The organism is Coprobacter tertius (genome assembly GCF_024330105.1).
Taxonomy (GTDB): domain Bacteria; phylum Bacteroidota; class Bacteroidia; order Bacteroidales; family Coprobacteraceae; genus Coprobacter; species Coprobacter tertius.
Map to the genome: position 1 here is coordinate 1 of NZ_JANDHW010000020.1, position 16,148 is coordinate 16,148.

At 38.6% G+C, this 16,148-nt stretch carries 16 protein-coding genes; 2 read left to right on the forward strand and 14 right to left on the reverse strand.

Annotation, left to right across the window (positions count from 1 at the left end):
- Window positions 1-270 precede the first annotated feature (270 nt).
- The 3 genes from NMU02_RS13150 to NMU02_RS13160 form a co-directional block, all read right to left on the reverse strand.
- Window positions 271-1,383: an Mrp/NBP35 family ATP-binding protein gene (locus NMU02_RS13150; RefSeq protein ID WP_255028421.1), complete on the reverse strand. Its 1,113-nt coding sequence runs from the start codon at window positions 1,381-1,383 to the stop codon at window positions 271-273.
- Between the two features lie 11 nt (window positions 1,384-1,394).
- A complete protein-coding gene (trmB, locus tag NMU02_RS13155; protein WP_255028422.1) occupies window positions 1,395-2,174 on the reverse strand; it encodes a tRNA (guanosine(46)-N7)-methyltransferase TrmB in 780 nt (259 codons plus the stop codon).
- 106 nt (window positions 2,175-2,280) lie between these two features.
- On the reverse strand, window positions 2,281-3,120 hold the full coding sequence (locus NMU02_RS13160; protein ID WP_255028423.1) for a helix-turn-helix domain-containing protein: 840 nt from the start codon (window positions 3,118-3,120) through the stop codon (window positions 2,281-2,283).
- Window positions 3,121-3,304: 184 nt separating this feature from the next.
- Here NMU02_RS13160 and NMU02_RS13165 point away from each other — a divergent pair, with 184 nt between their 5' ends.
- Window positions 3,305-3,553 carry a putative signal transducing protein gene (locus tag NMU02_RS13165; RefSeq protein ID WP_255028424.1) on the forward strand — a complete coding sequence of 83 codons (249 nt, stop codon included), beginning with the start codon at window positions 3,305-3,307 and terminating at the stop codon, window positions 3,551-3,553.
- 221 nt (window positions 3,554-3,774) lie between these two features.
- Here NMU02_RS13165 and NMU02_RS13170 read toward each other — a convergent pair whose 3' ends face one another.
- Window positions 3,775-4,458 carry an XRE family transcriptional regulator gene (locus NMU02_RS13170; RefSeq protein WP_255028425.1) on the reverse strand — a complete coding sequence of 228 codons (684 nt, stop codon included), beginning with the start codon at window positions 4,456-4,458 and terminating at the stop codon, window positions 3,775-3,777.
- 317 nt (window positions 4,459-4,775) lie between these two features.
- On the opposite strand from NMU02_RS13170, the gene NMU02_RS13175 reads away from it, so the two are divergent.
- Window positions 4,776-5,096, forward strand: coding sequence for a hypothetical protein (locus NMU02_RS13175; protein ID WP_255028426.1), 321 nt, complete (start codon window positions 4,776-4,778; stop codon window positions 5,094-5,096).
- A 133-nt stretch (window positions 5,097-5,229) separates the two neighbouring features.
- On the opposite strand, the gene NMU02_RS13180 is transcribed toward NMU02_RS13175, so the two are convergent.
- The 10 genes from NMU02_RS13180 to NMU02_RS13225 form a co-directional block, all read right to left on the reverse strand.
- Window positions 5,230-5,775 carry a cupin domain-containing protein gene (locus NMU02_RS13180; protein WP_255028427.1) on the reverse strand — a complete coding sequence of 182 codons (546 nt, stop codon included), beginning with the start codon at window positions 5,773-5,775 and terminating at the stop codon, window positions 5,230-5,232.
- Window positions 5,776-5,964: 189 nt separating this feature from the next.
- Window positions 5,965-6,975, reverse strand: coding sequence for a type I glyceraldehyde-3-phosphate dehydrogenase (gene gap, locus NMU02_RS13185; RefSeq protein WP_255028428.1), 1,011 nt, complete (start codon window positions 6,973-6,975; stop codon window positions 5,965-5,967).
- Window positions 6,976-7,189: 214 nt separating this feature from the next.
- A complete protein-coding gene (gap, locus tag NMU02_RS13190) occupies window positions 7,190-8,200 on the reverse strand; it encodes a type I glyceraldehyde-3-phosphate dehydrogenase (RefSeq protein WP_255028429.1) in 1,011 nt (336 codons plus the stop codon).
- Window positions 8,201-8,791: 591 nt separating this feature from the next.
- Complete coding sequence (gene panB / locus NMU02_RS13195; protein WP_255028430.1) at window positions 8,792-9,610, reverse strand: 3-methyl-2-oxobutanoate hydroxymethyltransferase; 819 nt, start codon at window positions 9,608-9,610, stop codon at window positions 8,792-8,794.
- A gap of 73 nt (window positions 9,611-9,683) precedes the next feature.
- Window positions 9,684-10,010: an LB_356 family protein gene (locus NMU02_RS13805; protein WP_494337086.1), complete on the reverse strand. Its 327-nt coding sequence runs from the start codon at window positions 10,008-10,010 to the stop codon at window positions 9,684-9,686.
- Between the two features lie 602 nt (window positions 10,011-10,612).
- The gene (locus NMU02_RS13205) at window positions 10,613-11,185 is read right to left on the reverse strand and encodes an acyl carrier protein phosphodiesterase (RefSeq protein WP_255028432.1); all 573 of its coding nucleotides are present in this window, start codon (window positions 11,183-11,185) and stop codon (window positions 10,613-10,615) included.
- A gap of 17 nt (window positions 11,186-11,202) precedes the next feature.
- Window positions 11,203-12,393 (reverse strand): formate-dependent phosphoribosylglycinamide formyltransferase, encoded by a 1,191-nt coding sequence (gene purT, locus NMU02_RS13210; protein WP_255028433.1) that lies wholly within the window; start codon window positions 12,391-12,393, stop codon window positions 11,203-11,205.
- Window positions 12,394-12,564: 171 nt separating this feature from the next.
- A complete protein-coding gene (rfbC, locus tag NMU02_RS13215; protein ID WP_255028434.1) occupies window positions 12,565-13,113 on the reverse strand; it encodes a dTDP-4-dehydrorhamnose 3,5-epimerase in 549 nt (182 codons plus the stop codon).
- A 67-nt stretch (window positions 13,114-13,180) separates the two neighbouring features.
- Window positions 13,181-14,881, reverse strand: coding sequence for an asparagine synthase (glutamine-hydrolyzing) (asnB, locus tag NMU02_RS13220; RefSeq protein ID WP_255028435.1), 1,701 nt, complete (start codon window positions 14,879-14,881; stop codon window positions 13,181-13,183).
- 13 nt (window positions 14,882-14,894) lie between these two features.
- Window positions 14,895-16,136 (reverse strand): hypothetical protein, encoded by a 1,242-nt coding sequence (locus tag NMU02_RS13225; RefSeq protein ID WP_255028436.1) that lies wholly within the window; start codon window positions 16,134-16,136, stop codon window positions 14,895-14,897.
- Between the last annotated feature and the right edge of the window lie 12 nt (window positions 16,137-16,148).

Sequence of the window (16,148 nt, forward strand, 5' to 3'; positions counted from 1 at the left end):
CGGCTTTACTTCCTTTATTTTTTTTATCTGCGCTCTCTGATAGAAATCCTATTTTATATTCTCCTTTTTATTTTGTTTCTTTTCCGTTTTATTTCTAATATGTTGTGATGTTTCGTTAGCGAGTTTCAGTTATTATAAAAGGGTTAAATGAGGTAAATTATGCTTATGAAAGAAGGATATTAAGATGCTTGATTTTATATAAGAATAAAAAAAGAGAGACAGTTTAAATTCTCTCTTTTAATATGGTAAATAGAAAAGGAATAAAATTATTTATCCTTTTTTGTCGGTTTCTACGATTTGAGTCGGGGCAAGTGTGGTATTTCTCTCTTCTGTCGATTTTACAACATTTTGAGCTAAGTCTGCGAAAGCTATGCCGGTAACAGATGTTTTATCGAGAGCAACTGGTTTTCCGTTGTCTCCTCCTTCACAAATACTTTGTACAACAGGAATTTGCCCGAGAAGTTTTATTCCCATTTCTTCGGCCAGCCGTTTACCACCTTCTTTACCAAAAAGGTAGTATTTGTTTTGGGGCAATTCAACGGGAGTAAACCAAGACATGTTTTCGACAAGTCCAAGAACCGGTACGCCTACTTTTTCATTAGTAAACATATCTATCCCTTTACGAGCATCGGCAAGGGCAACTTCCTGAGGAGTCGTAACGACTATAGCTCCTGATATTGCGAGAGTTTGGACTAAGGTAAGGTGTATATCACTTGTTCCTGGAGGGAGATCGAGTATGAAGTAGTCGAGATCGCCCCAATTTCCGTCGGCTATGAGTTGTTTCAGAGCATTGCTGGCCATTCCTCCTCTCCAGACGATAGCACTATCTTTATTTACAAAAAAACCGATAGAAAGGAGTTTTACGCCATATTTTTCAATAGGGACGATTAAATCACGTCCTCCTATTTCTTCTGCAACCGGTCGTTCTTCTTCAACACCGAACATTTTGGGTACCGAAGGTCCGAAAATATCTGCATCGAGTAAACCTACTTTGTATCCTTGTTGAGCTAAAGCAACAGCTAAATTAGCGGCAACCGTAGATTTACCCACCCCTCCTTTTCCTGAAGATACAGCGATGACATTTTTTACCTGAGGCAATAATTTTCCCGGTTCGGGCCTATTCAGCTGTTTCGCTTTTACTTGAATATTTCCTTTGATATCCACTTCTTCACCGATATAAGTAAGAATTGCAGTCTCGGCGGATTTGACTACCGATTTCATAAACGGGTCATTCGGTTTGTCAAAGATAAGCGAAAAGCTTACCTTATTTCCATCAATCCGTATATCATCTTCTACCATTCCTGCAGAAACAAGGTCTTTCCCGTTTCCGGGGTAGCGCACTTTACTAAGTGCATCGATTATTAGTTTTGGATAAAGGGCCATTTTTTTGTGATTTATAATTCGTTCTCTTTGTGATCGTCTTTTATTTTGTTTCGACTTCTTTTACTGCGGTTGAAACTTCTGTAAGGATCGTATTCAATGTCAACATCAGGTTCAATGAGTTGTTCGCGATTCTCACAAATAAATTTTATATATTTAATGGAGAGACCTCTTTCGAGCCATTGTTGTTCGTAAAAGGTCTTTATTTCTAATATGTCGTCGTGTATGCAGCTGTTATATAAATCATCGGTACAGAATAATACGGGATAATGATTGGCTTTAATCATCTCGCAAGTATAAGTGTACATAAAATTACTGTCGCTTTTCAGGTGTATAATTCCATTTTCGGTCAGAATTTGCCGGTATAGTTCCATAAACCGGGTAGAAGTCAGTCTTTTTCTTACTTTCTTCATTTGTGGATCAGGAAAAGTGATCCATATTTCGGAGACCTCATCGTTTGCGAAAAAAAAAGGTATTAGTTCTATTGATGTACGCAAAAAAGCGACATTCGATAATTTTTCTTCGAGGGATTGCCGGGCTCCGGTCCACATACGAGCGCCTTTTATATCTATTCCGATAAAGTTTTTTTCAGGATATTTGCGAGCCAGTCCTACTGCATATTCGCCCTTTCCACAACCAAGTTCCAGAACGATCGGATTATTATTGCCGAAAAAAGAGTGATTCCATTTTCCTTTCATTTCAAAACCTTTTTCACGGAGTACCGAGAACGGGAACTGGAACACATGAGGATAGGAACTCATATCTTCGAATTTCTGCAACTTATTTTTACCCATTTGATCTGTATTTTCAGTAAACGGTCACGAAGTTAGTGATTTTTCTGATAGCAGAAAAATATTAAGGGGTTACGACTTTTATAATGACCTCCTAAAAATTTATACATCAGCTATTACGGTATTCTTGTGGGCCGATTCCGACGTGACGTTTAAAATATTTACCGAAAAACGAGGCGTTAGCAAAATTCAGAGATCGCGATATTTCTGTTATACTCATATCGGTCGATTTTAATTTGGCTTTAGCATCCATAATGACGACTCCGGCGATGATGTCTGTTACATTTTTTCCCATTTGTTGTTTTACGACCATACACAAATGTTGTAACGAAATCCCCAATTTTTCGGCATAAAAGCTCACGTGTCTTTCATAGGTATAATGCTGTATAATATATTTCTGTAATTCTTTACATATTATTTCGCTACGGTTAGCAATATGTGTATTCCATGAATATTCTTTATAGAGTATCCCGATGCTTATCAATGTTGTAGAAAGTATATTCTTTATTATCTCATGGTTGAGCTTTGGCGTTTTTTTACTGTAAGCCCGGGCTATTAAAGAAATATAATCGTTAAAAAACTCAGTATTGTCGGTGTTTAATTGAATTACGGGATTTTCGGTGATAATCGGCAGAAAATCCATTGTCGATTTTAGCAGGTTGACATTTTCTATACATTCAGAGGAAAATCCCATAAAGCAGAGTTTAGCATTTTCTTCAGCTTGATTTAACTGAATAATGCTTCCGGGCAGAAGCGAGATCAGATTGCCGGCTTTAATTTTGTAATCGATCAGGTTAATAGAGGCTTTGATAGATCCATCGATACACAATGCAAATATACCGGCTTTTAATTTACAGGATTGTTTGTATAGATTCAGTATATCTTCTGAAATATCTGTCCAAGCTATAAATTGTTCCGGAAGATCGATATGTGGATATATTATTGCCATGAGCGTAATTTTATTTTAGATATCAAAAATAATAGATTAAATCTGTTTTGTGATCTTTCATCTTAAATATAGAACATATAATCCCAAATTTGGAACGTAAAAAGTTGAATCGATCCACTGAAATTGATCGAAAACGTTTGTAAGTCTTAAAAAAAACTCTATATTTATCAGAAAAACAACTGCTATGGATACAGAATCTGAAATTATTACGTATAAAACTTATGATACTCCTTTTGCTGCGTATGAAGCAAAAAATATTCTTGAGGCGAATGGGGTACCGGCTTTTGTTACAAATGAAAATATGGCAACTCTATATCCTATTTTTAACGAGGATATCAGTGGCGTACGGTTACAAATATTTGAGAAAGACAAGGCTTTGGCTGATAAAATTTTTAATTCACCTTCTATAGAACCGATAGATGGACAAGAATAGATATAAATGAATGATAGCTTGTATTTTTAAATTTTGACAGTTAAGTTTAAAAAGAAAAAGGTTGTCATCTCGACAACCCAATTTTCTAATTAACCTTAAATCTAATACCATGAAAAAACGTATTACAAATATAGCCGTTTTTTGTTGGTTTTACAAGGTTTCTATTAAAAAATAGGGGTTAATTAAGTATTGTTAGTTAAAAACATGGGTTAAATTAACAATTATAGGCGACTATCTATTCGGATAATGTTTTCGACTATAAATAGCCTGCGGATATCGATTTTGCGGATTTCGATATCATCGTATTCTTTATTTTCACTTCTTAATATTATCATATCGGTATTTTCATGTCGTCTAAGGTATTTGACCATACGGTAATCATCAAGGATAACGACATAAATTTGTCCCCAAAAAATAAGATCGAAATTGGTTATTTCCCGTATGGCGATAAGATCATTATTGCAAATAACAGGTTCCATACTATTACCACTAACGTTTACTACTTTGGTGCGATTACTGATAAGCGGTATATCGATGCTCCCGATAAGTGAATCTCTCGAAAAAGCCAATTCTCTTCCAGTAGGCCCGGCAGTGACATCTATGTCATAAACGGGAGCACCTCTTTGTTGTAATTCTCCTATAGCCTTGCCGGATACAGTTACGACATTATTCTCGGAAAATGAAGATTGAAACATATTTCCTACGCCTTCGAGCAGCCAGTCTTTTGAGACATCGAGACTAACCAGAATTTTATTAATGAGTACGTTGCCAATTGGTAATTTACCATTCATGTGTTTCGAAAAATTCGAACGATCGGTTTTGATACGATCAGCAAACTCATTTTGAGAAACACCTAATTCTCGTATTAAATCTTTAATTCTCTGTATGATAACTTCATTGTTCATGGGGCGTAATTCAGAATAGTTCTAAATATGGTATTTTTACCTCAATAAATTTTTGTATATGGTAAAAATACCATATATTTGTGCTGTTCTTAAATGGAAGGCAGCACAGGTCGTTTAGCAAATTGAGACTGGAAAGTTAAGTAAATTCGCCGTAAAAATGAAATTTAATAACAAAAATATATTTATACGAATCGGGTAGGATTTTTTCGGATATATAAAGTAATAATCAGGAGGCAATGGCGATTGCGTTATTTGGGAAAAAGAAAAAGAACTATCGGATCATGTAAATTAAAGCATATAAAGGGAGGGGAATAATAATGATAAAAATTACAGCCAGGCAGTTGGCATTATTAAGTGCAGCCGAGTTTATGTCGCATTTTGACTATAATGACCTTACAGGGTTGGCGTATCGAGGTGATTACGAACCTGTACTTGAAGGGATGCGGTTTTTGTTAACGGCAGAATTTATATTTACGAAGGACGGAAGCAGGGTCGTGGATTTTAGTTTCGGTTTGCGGGAGATAGAACGGGATGAGAAAGTGGAAATAACAGGCTCTGTAAACGAGGGTAAAAAATTGACTTTACGACTGATTAATGCTTATCTTAAGAATTATAATGTGTATGTGTGTGACCGGTGAGAAATTGCCGGAATGGTAAAGATGAACAGAGGCCCGTCTGATTATACCGGACGGGCCTGTTTTTATTAAAATATTCCGTATAATGGAGTGTTACTTGTAATATCGTTTTTAAAAAATGAAATTATTTTCAATCTCAATGATGATGTTCCGCTTCTATTGCTTCGGCTTGTGTTTTATGGATAGTGCCGTGCGGATGTTCGGCTGGGGCGTATATCGAGTATAATTTGAGGGGTTTATCTCCTGTATTTACGATGTTATGCCATTTCCCGGCAGAAACAAATACTGCATTATCGGCTTTAACGGTTTGGACGAAATCGAGGTTATCTTCTGCATCTCCCATCATTACTCGTCCTTCTCCTTCTTCGATACGTAGAAACTGATCGATATTAGGATGTAATTCGAGGCCTATGTCTCCTCCGACAGGAATACTCATTAATGTAACCTGTAAATTCGAGCCGGTCCATAATACTGTTCTGAAATTATTATTGTTTAATGTGTAAGATTCGATATCGAGTACCGTCGGTTTATTTCCATAGTCTTTTAAGACAATGGTTGTATCTTTTGTATTGTTTTTTTCTGACTGTAGTGAAGCACCGTTTTTATTTTGTGAGTTGCAGGAAAACAGGGTAATAGTTGTAATAGCGATAATTCCTATCGGATAATGTTTCTTTACGCTCATAGGTAATAAAAATTTAAATGTTCGAATGATAAATATACAAATTTATTTGATTTGTTTTGCCATTCGGCTCTAAAATTGCTGGAATTATCTATTTCGAGCATAAAGTTATTTTTTGAAATTGGAATTTATTATAATATCTTCTTACCTATAAAAAAACTTCCTACTTTATAGGAAGCTTTTTACTAAATTTTATTTGTTAACAGAAGCCATGTAGTCTATCAGGTCGAGAATTTTTGTACTATAACCGATTTCATTATCGTACCAAGAGATTACTTTAACGAAGGTATCGGTAAGAGAGAGACCTGCTTTTACATCGAAAATGGAAGTGCGAGGGTCTCCGAGAAAATCAGAAGAGACTACATCTTTATCAGTGTATCCGAGAATTCCTTTCAGCTCGCCTTCAGATGCTTCTTTCATGGCTTTACATATTTCGTCATAGCTTGCGGGTTTAGCCAATTTTACAGTTAAGTCTACAACTGATACATCGAGGGTGGGTACCCGAAAAGCCATACCGGTAAGTTTTCCATTTAACGAAGGGATAACTTTGCCTACAGCCTTGGCTGCACCGGTAGAAGACGGAATAATGTTACCCGATGCGGCACGTCCACCCCGCCAATCTTTCAGAGAGGGGCCGTCGACTGTTTTCTGTGTGGCTGTAGTGGAATGTACGGTGGTCATCAGACCGTCGGTAATTCCAAATTTATCGTTCAGAACTTTTGCTAAGGGAGCTACGCAATTAGTTGTGCAGGATGCGTTGGAGACGAACTGTGTTCCTTTCTGATACGTTTTTTCGTTTACCCCGTAAACAAACATCGGGGTGTCGTCTTTGGGGGGAGCCGACATTATAACATATTTTGCCCCGGCATCGATATGGGCAAGAGCTTTCTCTTTAGTGAGAAATAGGCCTGTCGATTCTACAATATAATCGGCTCCTATTTCATCCCATTTGAGATTGGCCGGATCTTTTTCGGCTGTAACTCGTATGGTTTTACCATTAACAATTAACCGGCTTTTTGCGGTGTCCACTTCGATAGTTCCATCAAAATGGCCATGCATTGTATCGTATTCGAGCATATAAGCCAGATAATCAGCCGGAGCCAGATCGTTTATGGCAACGATTTCTATATCGCTTCTTTTTTGGGCGGCGCGGAAAACAAACCGGCCAATGCGGCCGAAACCATTAATACCTACTTTAATCATTGTCCTTAATTTTTTGAGTTATAGAGTATAAACAAATAAGTGGGTAAGAATGCAGTCTGATTTCGATTTTTTTTTGAGTAATTTCTTTTTTTTCTATGGCGTAATTATTCTTTAACAATCTATTACTGTATAACTTAAATGGAATCTGTGTAAGTTACCATAATAAAAAACGGCCTGAAATAGTTCAGGCCGTTTTTTATTATGGTAACTATAATTATTTGTTTACAGAAGCCATGTGTGCGATCAGGTCGAGAACTTTGTTACTGTAACCGATCTCGTTGTCGTACCAAGAAACAACTTTAACAAAGGTGTCGGTAAGAGCGATACCTGCTTTAGCATCGAAGATAGAGGTACGAGCGTCGCCAAGGAAGTCAGAAGAAACTACGGCATCTTCAGTGTATCCGAGGATACCTTTCAGTTCGCCTTCAGAAGCTTCTTTCATAGCAGCGCAAATTTCGGCATAAGTAGCCGGTTTAGCCAAGTTTACGGTCAGGTCGACAACCGAAACATCGAGAGTCGGGACACGCATAGACATACCGGTAAGTTTTCCGTTTAAAGAAGGAATAACTTTACCTACAGCTTTAGCAGCACCGGTAGAAGAAGGGATAATGTTGCCAGAAGCAGCACGACCACCTCTCCAGTCTTTCATAGAAGGACCGTCAACGGTTTTCTGTGTAGCAGTAGTAGAGTGAACGGTAGTCATCAAACCGTCGGTGATACCGAATTTGTCGTTCAGAACTTTGGCGATAGGAGCCAAACAGTTTGTAGTACAAGAAGCGTTAGAAACGAATTTAGTACCTTTAACATAGGTTTTTTCGTTTACACCGCAAACAAACATAGGAGTATCGTCCTTAGAAGGAGCTGACATTACAACATATTTTGCACCAGCGTCGATATGAGCCTGAGCTTTTTCTTTAGTCAAAAACAAACCTGTCGATTCAACTACATATTCAGCGCCAATTTCGTTCCATTTCAGGTCAGCAGGATTTTTTTCTGCAGTTACACGGATTTTTTTACCGTTTACGATCAATTGGTTTTTTTCCACGTCAGCTTCGATAGTACCATCGAATTGTCCGTGCATTGTGTCGTATTTCAACATGTATGCCAAGTAATCTACCGGGCAAAGGTCGTTAATACCAACAATTTCAATGTCATTTCTTTTTTGAGCAGCACGGAAAACGAAACGTCCGATACGGCCAAAACCGTTAATACCTACTTTAATCATTGTAATAAAACTTTAAAGGGTTTATTATAAAAAACAAATTAATTGCGTTTTTAATTTCAAGTCTTTCTTTCTCGTTTCGTGTCTTCCTTGTTTTTTAGCATCCGCATGGATTGGTAGTTCCGCATGATGCTAATAATAAAACAGCGGATAGAAAAGTTGCGATCAAGATCAGCCCGAATGCTTTCATTTGCGTGTTTATTTTTCCGGTGCAAAGGTAACTATTTTATTTTCGAAAAAATAGATTTTTGATATAAAAATGGAGAAAAAATTCAGTATTTAAAGAAGAAGATTGTCTTTCTTTCCTATTTTGTCATGTTGAGTTGTCAATTTGGGTAACTTATTGTCTTTTTGAAAAATGCCTTTATAGTATGTAATAGTTTTACGTCTTATACTCAGTTGGGGCGGGTATGAGTATCGGGAATATTTTCGGATAATAATTTTGTATGTAAAACTGAAAATTAAAACATGAAAATTCTTTTTTGGGGGAAGGGAAGGTTATGTGAAAAAGTATGTGTGATTAATTTAAAATTTTTCAGGAACAAAAAGTTTAGAGTGTCATATCTATAGCTCCTCGTTCCTGAAAAATATATATTAGTATTGTTCTGATTCGTTCGGGAAGTCCTTTGTTTTAACATCTTTGATATAATTTCCTACGGCATCGGTTATGATGGTTGAAAGGTCGGCGTAACGGCGCAGGAAACGGGGTGAAAATCCTTTATTGATTCCAAGCATGTCGTGCATGACCAGAACCTGTCCGTCGACGTCTCCGCCCGCACCGATTCCGATAATGGGGATGGAGAGTTCATCGGCTACTTGCTTTCCCAGTTTGGCAGGAATTTTTTCAAGAACAATTCCAAAACAACCGAGATTTTCAAGTAAATGAGCATCTTCAAGTAACTTTTTGGCTTCTGCTTCTTCTTTTGCCCTTACGGTATATGTCCCGAATTTGTTAATCGATTGCGGGGTGAGGCCCAGGTGTCCCATCACAGGAATTCCCGCACTGAGAATGCGTGCGATCGATTCTTCTATTTCAGAACCACCTTCCATTTTAATGCAGTCTGCTCCTGTTTCTTTCATAATGCGTATAGCCGAAGCGACGGCCTGTTTCGAATTTCCCTGGTAAGAACCGAAAGGCATGTCTACTACGACAAGAGCGCGTTTAACGGCTTTTACTACAGAAACTCCATGGTAAATCATTTGGTCGAGAGTCATAGGAAGTGTAGTAATATTTCCGGCCATGACATTCGATGCCGAATCTCCGACAAGTATTACATCCATGCCAGCCTGATCGATCAGTTTTGCCATAGAATAATCATATGCGGTAAGCATCGAGATTTTTTCACCGCGTTGCTTCATTTCGAAAAGGCGGTGTGTGGTGACTTTACGTAAGTCTTCGGTATACGTTGACATATCAGATTATGTTTTTAGTAGGCGACAAAGTTAGTGCTAATTTTTATTATATGTCTTTTTCTCTCTTTTTTTATTATTCGGACTGTGATTGACAAACAGGAGGATTGCTCCGGAAATTTTTCTCGAGGTAAAGTGAAAATTGTTTGGCTCCTTTGTAATTCAGATGATCGATATCTCCATAACAGGAGTCTGGAAATTGTAATCGTCCGTAATCGAGAAACTCTACGTTACCGAACATTGTTTTAATTTTTTTATAAAAATCTTCTGTATCCCAATATTTGTCAATTTGATAAATCGGAGTATTGATAAAGTATAATTTTATGTGTTGCTGCTCGCAAAGTTCGACTATTTTGTGCAGGTATTCCAATTGTAATGGGTTAGGACTCCCTCCTAAGCACATTTACTATTCAGTATTGCCTTTATTTTACATAACTGAAAATGTAAGCGTCGGCGCTGGCAGAGTAATTAAGGCTATTAGAAAATATAGAATCGTTTATTGCGTTTTCGGTATGAGAATCTCCTAATATCAATATGTTTTTAGTCATGTCTTCGGGATATAGGACATCTTATACAAAATAGAGTACCGAATAATATCGAGTATAGTAAAAAGCGTTTCATATTTTGTCAGAATTGAAAGTAAATAAATACGTCTTTACCGCCACCGAAAGTAAGAATTACAAGCAATAATGCAATGTAAAAGATCCAACGTAACCAGCGATAACGGGGTGGAGATGACAATTGCAGGCCGTGACGGCGGTCTCTCATTTTACATTCAGTTATCAATAAAAAGAAAATCGCAAGAATTAATTTAATGTTTAATTCTTCAGATATCGAGAACAGAGAAACGGATAAAATACCACACCGGAAATTTATTATGATTGTTTCATCGGTTTTAAAGAAGCAAATGATATTCTTATAAATATCAAATGTAAAATTAATATTTTTTTTTCTGAAAAACAAGCCTTTTAATTGCTGTCTGCTATAAGCGGTTTTGAGCCTTTTTTATTTCGCATGTCTGTGATCTGCGGCAAAATAAATTATTTCAGGAAAAAATGCGTCGAATGCCGATCGGTAAAAGTTGTAATTTTCTCGAAAATGTATCATTATTTCATCCGTATCGAGAGGAAGACGGTTATAACGTCGCATGATCTCTAATGATTCATTTAACCCTTTTAATGTGCGGTAACGACCTAGCCGGTTTGTAATTATAAAATGCCATACAAAGTTTTGCACACGTAAGGGTAGGTGTTTATAATTCAGTATTAATGAAATATAAAACCGGTATGAAAAACTATCGAGCGATTTTCCGGTTAAATCAGTAAAATCGGACGCAAGATAATGATCGAAAAACAAATCGGGTAATATGGTCGAATATTTCCCGAAATGAGGCCGTAAGCGAGCGATACATTCTTTTACTGTTTCATGAGAATCGGTAAAAATATCGATTTCACGATGCAAAGCTATTCCTTTTTGTATTGTCTTGGGATAATTATCGTATTTTCCCTTTACTGCATCGGCAATAAATCCGCCTACCTGCATGCGGGTAGAGTTTCCTGATAAATATATGTGTGCCAAATAATTCACAATGTAAATTATCGAGGGTGTATCGTTATCTTCAATTTGTTGTAAGCCCGGTCTGCTTTTTGACGGGCTTCTTCTACCGTATCTGCAATTGCAAGGATAACCCCCATACGCCGATGTCCATTTACTTCGGGTTTACCAAATAACCGCAAATGCACATCGGGTTCACTTAAAACTCCTTCGAGATTTTCAAACTCTATTTTGTCCGAGTCTCCTTCAACGACAATGGCCTTTGAGGCCGATGGTCCGTAAAATCGTATACCCGGTACCGGTAATCCCAATACTGCACGTGCATGGAGTGCAAATTCCGATAAGTCTTGTGAGATCATTGTAACCATTCCTGTATCATGGGGTCTTGGAGATACTTCACTAAACAGAACTTCGTCGTCTTTAATAAACATTTCGACACCGAAAATTCCCCAGCCACCTAATGCGTCGGTTATTTTTCGGGCGATGTCATGAGCTTTTCGTAGGGCTTCCGTACTCATAACTTGAGGTTGCCATGATTCACGGTAGTCTCCATCTACCTGATGGTGGCCGATCGGTTCGAGAAAAGCAATTCCTCCGATATGACGTACTGTGAGTAAAGTTATTTCGTAATCGAAGTCTATAAATCCTTCTATTATAACGCGTCCGGCACCTGCCCGGCCTCCTTCTTGCGCATAATGCCATGCGGGATCGATGTCTTTTTGGGTATGTACCACACTTTGTCCGTGTCCCGAAGAACTCATAATAGGTTTTACGACGCATGGCATTCCTATTTCATAAATACATTTTTCGAATTCATCTTTTGTAGATGCAAAACGGTAAGGAGAGGTTTTAATTCCCAGTTTTTCTGCTGCTAACCGTCTTATTCCTTCCCTATTCATCGTAAGATAGGCTGCATCTGCCGTAGGGGTTACACTAAAGCCTTCTTTTTCGAGTGTTAATAGTGTTTCGGTCGCGATAGCCTCTATTTCTGGAATTATATAATCGGGTTTTTCTAACTCGATGATTTCTTTTAGTCGTTTGCCGTCGAGCATAGACAAAACATATGAGCGGTGTGCCACTTGCATGGCGGGTGCATTTTCGTATTTATCTAATGCGACTACTTCTACTCCATATCGCTGTAATTCTATTGCGACTTCTTTCCCTAATTCCCCCGAGCCACAAAGAAGGGCCTTTTTACCTACCTTAGAAAGGGTAGAACCTATTTTAGTCATTACGATCTCTTTTTTTGCCGCAAAGGTAGGAAAAACTTCAGTTAAAATGAATTTTTCTATATTGGTATATGGCAATTTGTAATCTGCTGTTATCTACTTAACAGGGCAGGTATGGGGAGTTAAAAAGACAGCCGGTATGATCCGGCTGTAAATTATATATATAGAATAAGATTATTCAAAGAGTATTGTTTCAGACAGAGGTTTTCCAGAGCGGTCTTTCGAAGAAAGGATCATTTCCGACTCGGGAACGGGCCAGTGTATCTGTAAAGCAGGATCATTGAATTGCAAAGAGGCTTCTGCGTTAGGGGCATATACATTATCTACTTTGTAAGTGAAGACAGCGGTTTCACTAAGAACGAGAAAGCCATGGGCAAATCCCCGTGGGATAAATAATTGTCGCTTATTGCGAGATGAAAGCTCTACAGCCACGTGTTGCCCGAAGGTGGGGGATGATTTTCTCAGATCGACAGCGACATCGAGGACTTTACCTTCGATCACCCGCACGAGTTTAGCCTGTGAATACTCTCCGGTTTGGTAATGTAACCCACGCAATACTCCATAAGTCGAGCATGATTCGTTATCCTGTAAAAATTCTGTTTTTGCTACGTTGGCGTCGAACAGATCTTTCCGATAGGTTTCCATGAAATATCCTCGTTCGTCACCGAAAACTTTTGGTTCTATAATAAATACACCGGGTATTTTTTGTTCGATAAATTCCATCTCGCCATAAATATTTGAGACAAATATACATCATTTATCACCACCTTTTATTATCTGGCCAGGTAAATCATTCGTTATTGAGAAGAATATGCAGATTTAGCCATCTCCATACGCGCATGACATCACAATCGATTGTTCCGTCTTTATAATGTTTCCATTCCTTTTCGAGATGATCTCCATCGATCCAGTGCGATATTTTTCCGTTACGTAATCCTGAAACCGAATCGTCGACCCATTCTTTCAGTTCGTTTACCAACCAATTTTTTTGGTTTTTTGCCACTTTTCTTTCAGGAGCGAGACGTGTATCGGAAGGCAGCATACGAGAGGACAATTTCCTGATGAGCCACTTATCGGTATGATTTTGTAATTTTAATCGTTCGGGAACGGCAAATGCGTATTCAACTAATTTATGGTCGAGAAATGGTTTCCTTAATTCGGTTGAATAAGCCATGCTTACACGGTCGTGGAAACGCAGCTGATGAGGTATATTTCCATAGAACAGGTCATAATACCTTTGATTTTCATATTCGGTATTGAATGGTGCAGGAGCTTCGGGACTACGTGCTAATTCTTTAAAATCGGATCTCAGGCAGATCGATTCATCAGAAACCGCCTGAATGTTATGATTTCGGTGTGGGTATTCTCCCCATACTTCGTCGAGTCCGAGTCCGTCACAAAGTACGATAGTGCCTCGTTTTCTGGCTATTCTAAATAAACGAGCATAGGCTAACGAATCGATTCCGTCGAAAGGTTCGTCTTGAATGCGGGCGATATACCGAGCTTCGGTTTTTACCATTTCGGCGGTCATGCGTACTTGCTCGAGACGATAAGGTGTGTGTGAAATCATCTCTTCGGTCCAGAGAATTTCATCATCGAGTTTGTCGCCGCTGTAGTATGAATAAATTTGTAATGGAATATCGCAATGTCGATTTAGGAGTCCTAACAAAAAAGACGAATCGATTCCACCCGATAGGTTGATCCCTATCGGTACATCCGTATCGAGATTAGATAAAATTGCATTATCGGCTAGACTGAGTAAGCGTTCGGCTGCCGGTTTTTCATTATTTGGAACAGCGATTTCCGAAACGGCCTGTTTAAAATCGTACCATTGCCATACATCGAGAGAAAAGCCGTCGAAAAATAATGAATGTCCTGCGGGTAACTGATATACGTTTTCCCAAAAGGTTTCGTACGGCATTCCGTATGATGCGTATGTGAGATACGACGACCATCGGTGAGGAGACATTTGCCTGTTTACTCCGGCAGCAAATAAAGCTTTTATTTCGGACGCGAAATAAAAGTTCCCTTTTTGTAATGCAAAATAAAGCGGTTTTATACCGAAATGATCCCGGGTAATAAATAGTTGTTTCCCAGAACGGTCGTAAACGACAAGAGAAAAGGTGCCTTCCAAATGTTCAGAAAGGTTGCGACCCCAGCGATGATAGGCTTTTGCAACAACTTCTGACATGCTGCCCGAACGGAAAGGATAATGATCTTCGAGTTGTTTATAGATATCTTTGTAATTGTGTATATTCCCGTCGAACATGATGACAATTCCCGTGTCTTCGTCGAGATAAGGCTGGATTTCCGTTTCCGCTCTCTTTCTCACCGTCAATCGGGAGTGAGCCAGCCCGATGCGAGCATCGCAAAACCATGACGCCCATGTATCGGAACCGTCGGGGCCCCGGTGCTCTTGTATTTTTATCATTTTATTCAGGAGTTTATCCATATTCTCGGTTTCTCCTGCTATACCGGCTAATCCACACATAGCATATTGTTTTTTAATCTTTTATCGGCTCTGTTTCCCTGATATTTAGTCTCAGGGTCATATCCATTATCGAATTTATGTTTTGTTCGCTAATTAAGTATAAGAGTTTTTCCGGGTAGTCTGGTCTTGGCTCATTATTGTGCCAATGAAGCCAAAGCCTTATTAATGCATAATATATATCGTCTTCATCATTTGCGTTGCAATAAAGGGGTAATTCTTCTCCCAATAGCCGGCGAGTCTCAGAACGGTATTGTACGCATGCCAGTAATGGTTGTTTTGCCGATATACAGCTTGGTATATATCCGGGCAGAAATAATGAATCGTTCTGGTTTTCTTCTGTATGCAGAAGGGCCGACACCTCTTTGAGCAGCTCGTAATAACGGGTCGTACCCAATTTTACAGCGCGGATGTAAGGGTGTAATCCATAATTTTGTATTTCCATCTCAGTCTCATGGCTCACGTCACCGCATAGCAATAGTTTTACGGGAGAAGCCTCGGGTGGAAGCTGTCCGATAAAACGGCCGAAGGCCTTTAAGAAACGGTGTACAAATGGAATGTAGGTTAATTTGCCGGGGCAAAGCAGAGTGAACCACGATGAAGGGTAACGAATCGACTGTTCCTCGCGCGTAACATGATCTACAGGAATTTTTGTCGACGGATAGGGAAGATATAATAGCTTGGAGTGCAAAGTCGGTGCAATCGTTAAGATTTGTTCGCATAGCCTTATAGAAGGACTGGCGAGCCAGGTAGCTTGTTCTGCGACGATTCTAAAACGAAAACGCATCCAGTTTTCTTCATTTATACTTTGCTTGATATTGAAATTGAATGGGTGCATGTGTGAAAATCCGGCTATCCAGGGAATACCGGTATTTAATTGGGAAAAAGCAAAACCTGGTATAAAAGAGTGCCCTTCGGGTAAAATAAAAGCCATATCGTATGAGACTTTCGTCTGAGAAATGGCTTGAGATATACCCTTTATCCAAAGTTCGGATTTTTCTTTTTCCGGATCGTTCGTATTTTTCTTATGCAGATGATTGGTTATAAATGATATGAACGAATTCTTTTTGATTTTTTTTTCGGGAATGAATAGTTGTTCGATTTCTATTCCCGGCCAATGAGGTATGACACAACCGTCTTTTGACGCACATAAAACTTTAAGTTGATGATTTCCTTGTTTCAGTGAGGCGATGATATGGCTATTGCCCATTCCGGAATCTCCCGAAACAGACGATAAAGATTCAGCTAACAGCAGCATTTTCATCCTATC

What these genes read in the sequence shown, in the direction of transcription:
- NMU02_RS13150 (WP_255028421.1), bottom strand. Translation starts at nt 1,383, where the DNA reads ATGGCCCTTTATCCAAAACTAATAATCGATGCACTTAGTAAAGTGCGC.
- trmB (WP_255028422.1), bottom strand. Translation starts at nt 2,174, where the DNA reads ATGGGTAAAAATAAGTTGCAGAAATTCGAAGATATGAGTTCCTATCCT.
- NMU02_RS13160 (WP_255028423.1), bottom strand. Translation starts at nt 3,120, where the DNA reads ATGGCAATAATATATCCACATATCGATCTTCCGGAACAATTTATAGCT.
- NMU02_RS13165 (WP_255028424.1), top strand. Translation starts at nt 3,305, where the DNA reads ATGGATACAGAATCTGAAATTATTACGTATAAAACTTATGATACTCCT.
- NMU02_RS13170 (WP_255028425.1), bottom strand. Translation starts at nt 4,458, where the DNA reads ATGAACAATGAAGTTATCATACAGAGAATTAAAGATTTAATACGAGAA.
- NMU02_RS13175 (WP_255028426.1), top strand. Translation starts at nt 4,776, where the DNA reads ATGATAAAAATTACAGCCAGGCAGTTGGCATTATTAAGTGCAGCCGAG.
- NMU02_RS13180 (WP_255028427.1), bottom strand. Translation starts at nt 5,775, where the DNA reads ATGAGCGTAAAGAAACATTATCCGATAGGAATTATCGCTATTACAACT.
- gap (WP_255028428.1), bottom strand. Translation starts at nt 6,975, where the DNA reads ATGATTAAAGTAGGTATTAATGGTTTCGGCCGCATTGGCCGGTTTGTT.
- gap (WP_255028429.1), bottom strand. Translation starts at nt 8,200, where the DNA reads ATGATTAAAGTAGGTATTAACGGTTTTGGCCGTATCGGACGTTTCGTT.
- panB (WP_255028430.1), bottom strand. Translation starts at nt 9,610, where the DNA reads ATGTCAACGTATACCGAAGACTTACGTAAAGTCACCACACACCGCCTT.
- NMU02_RS13805 (WP_494337086.1), bottom strand. Translation starts at nt 10,010, where the DNA reads ATGTGCTTAGGAGGGAGTCCTAACCCATTACAATTGGAATACCTGCAC.
- purT (WP_255028433.1), bottom strand. Translation starts at nt 12,393, where the DNA reads ATGACTAAAATAGGTTCTACCCTTTCTAAGGTAGGTAAAAAGGCCCTT.
- rfbC (WP_255028434.1), bottom strand. Translation starts at nt 13,113, where the DNA reads ATGGAATTTATCGAACAAAAAATACCCGGTGTATTTATTATAGAACCA.
- asnB (WP_255028435.1), bottom strand. Translation starts at nt 14,881, where the DNA reads ATGTGTGGATTAGCCGGTATAGCAGGAGAAACCGAGAATATGGATAAA.
- NMU02_RS13225 (WP_255028436.1), bottom strand. Translation starts at nt 16,136, where the DNA reads ATGCTGCTGTTAGCTGAATCTTTATCGTCTGTTTCGGGAGATTCCGGA.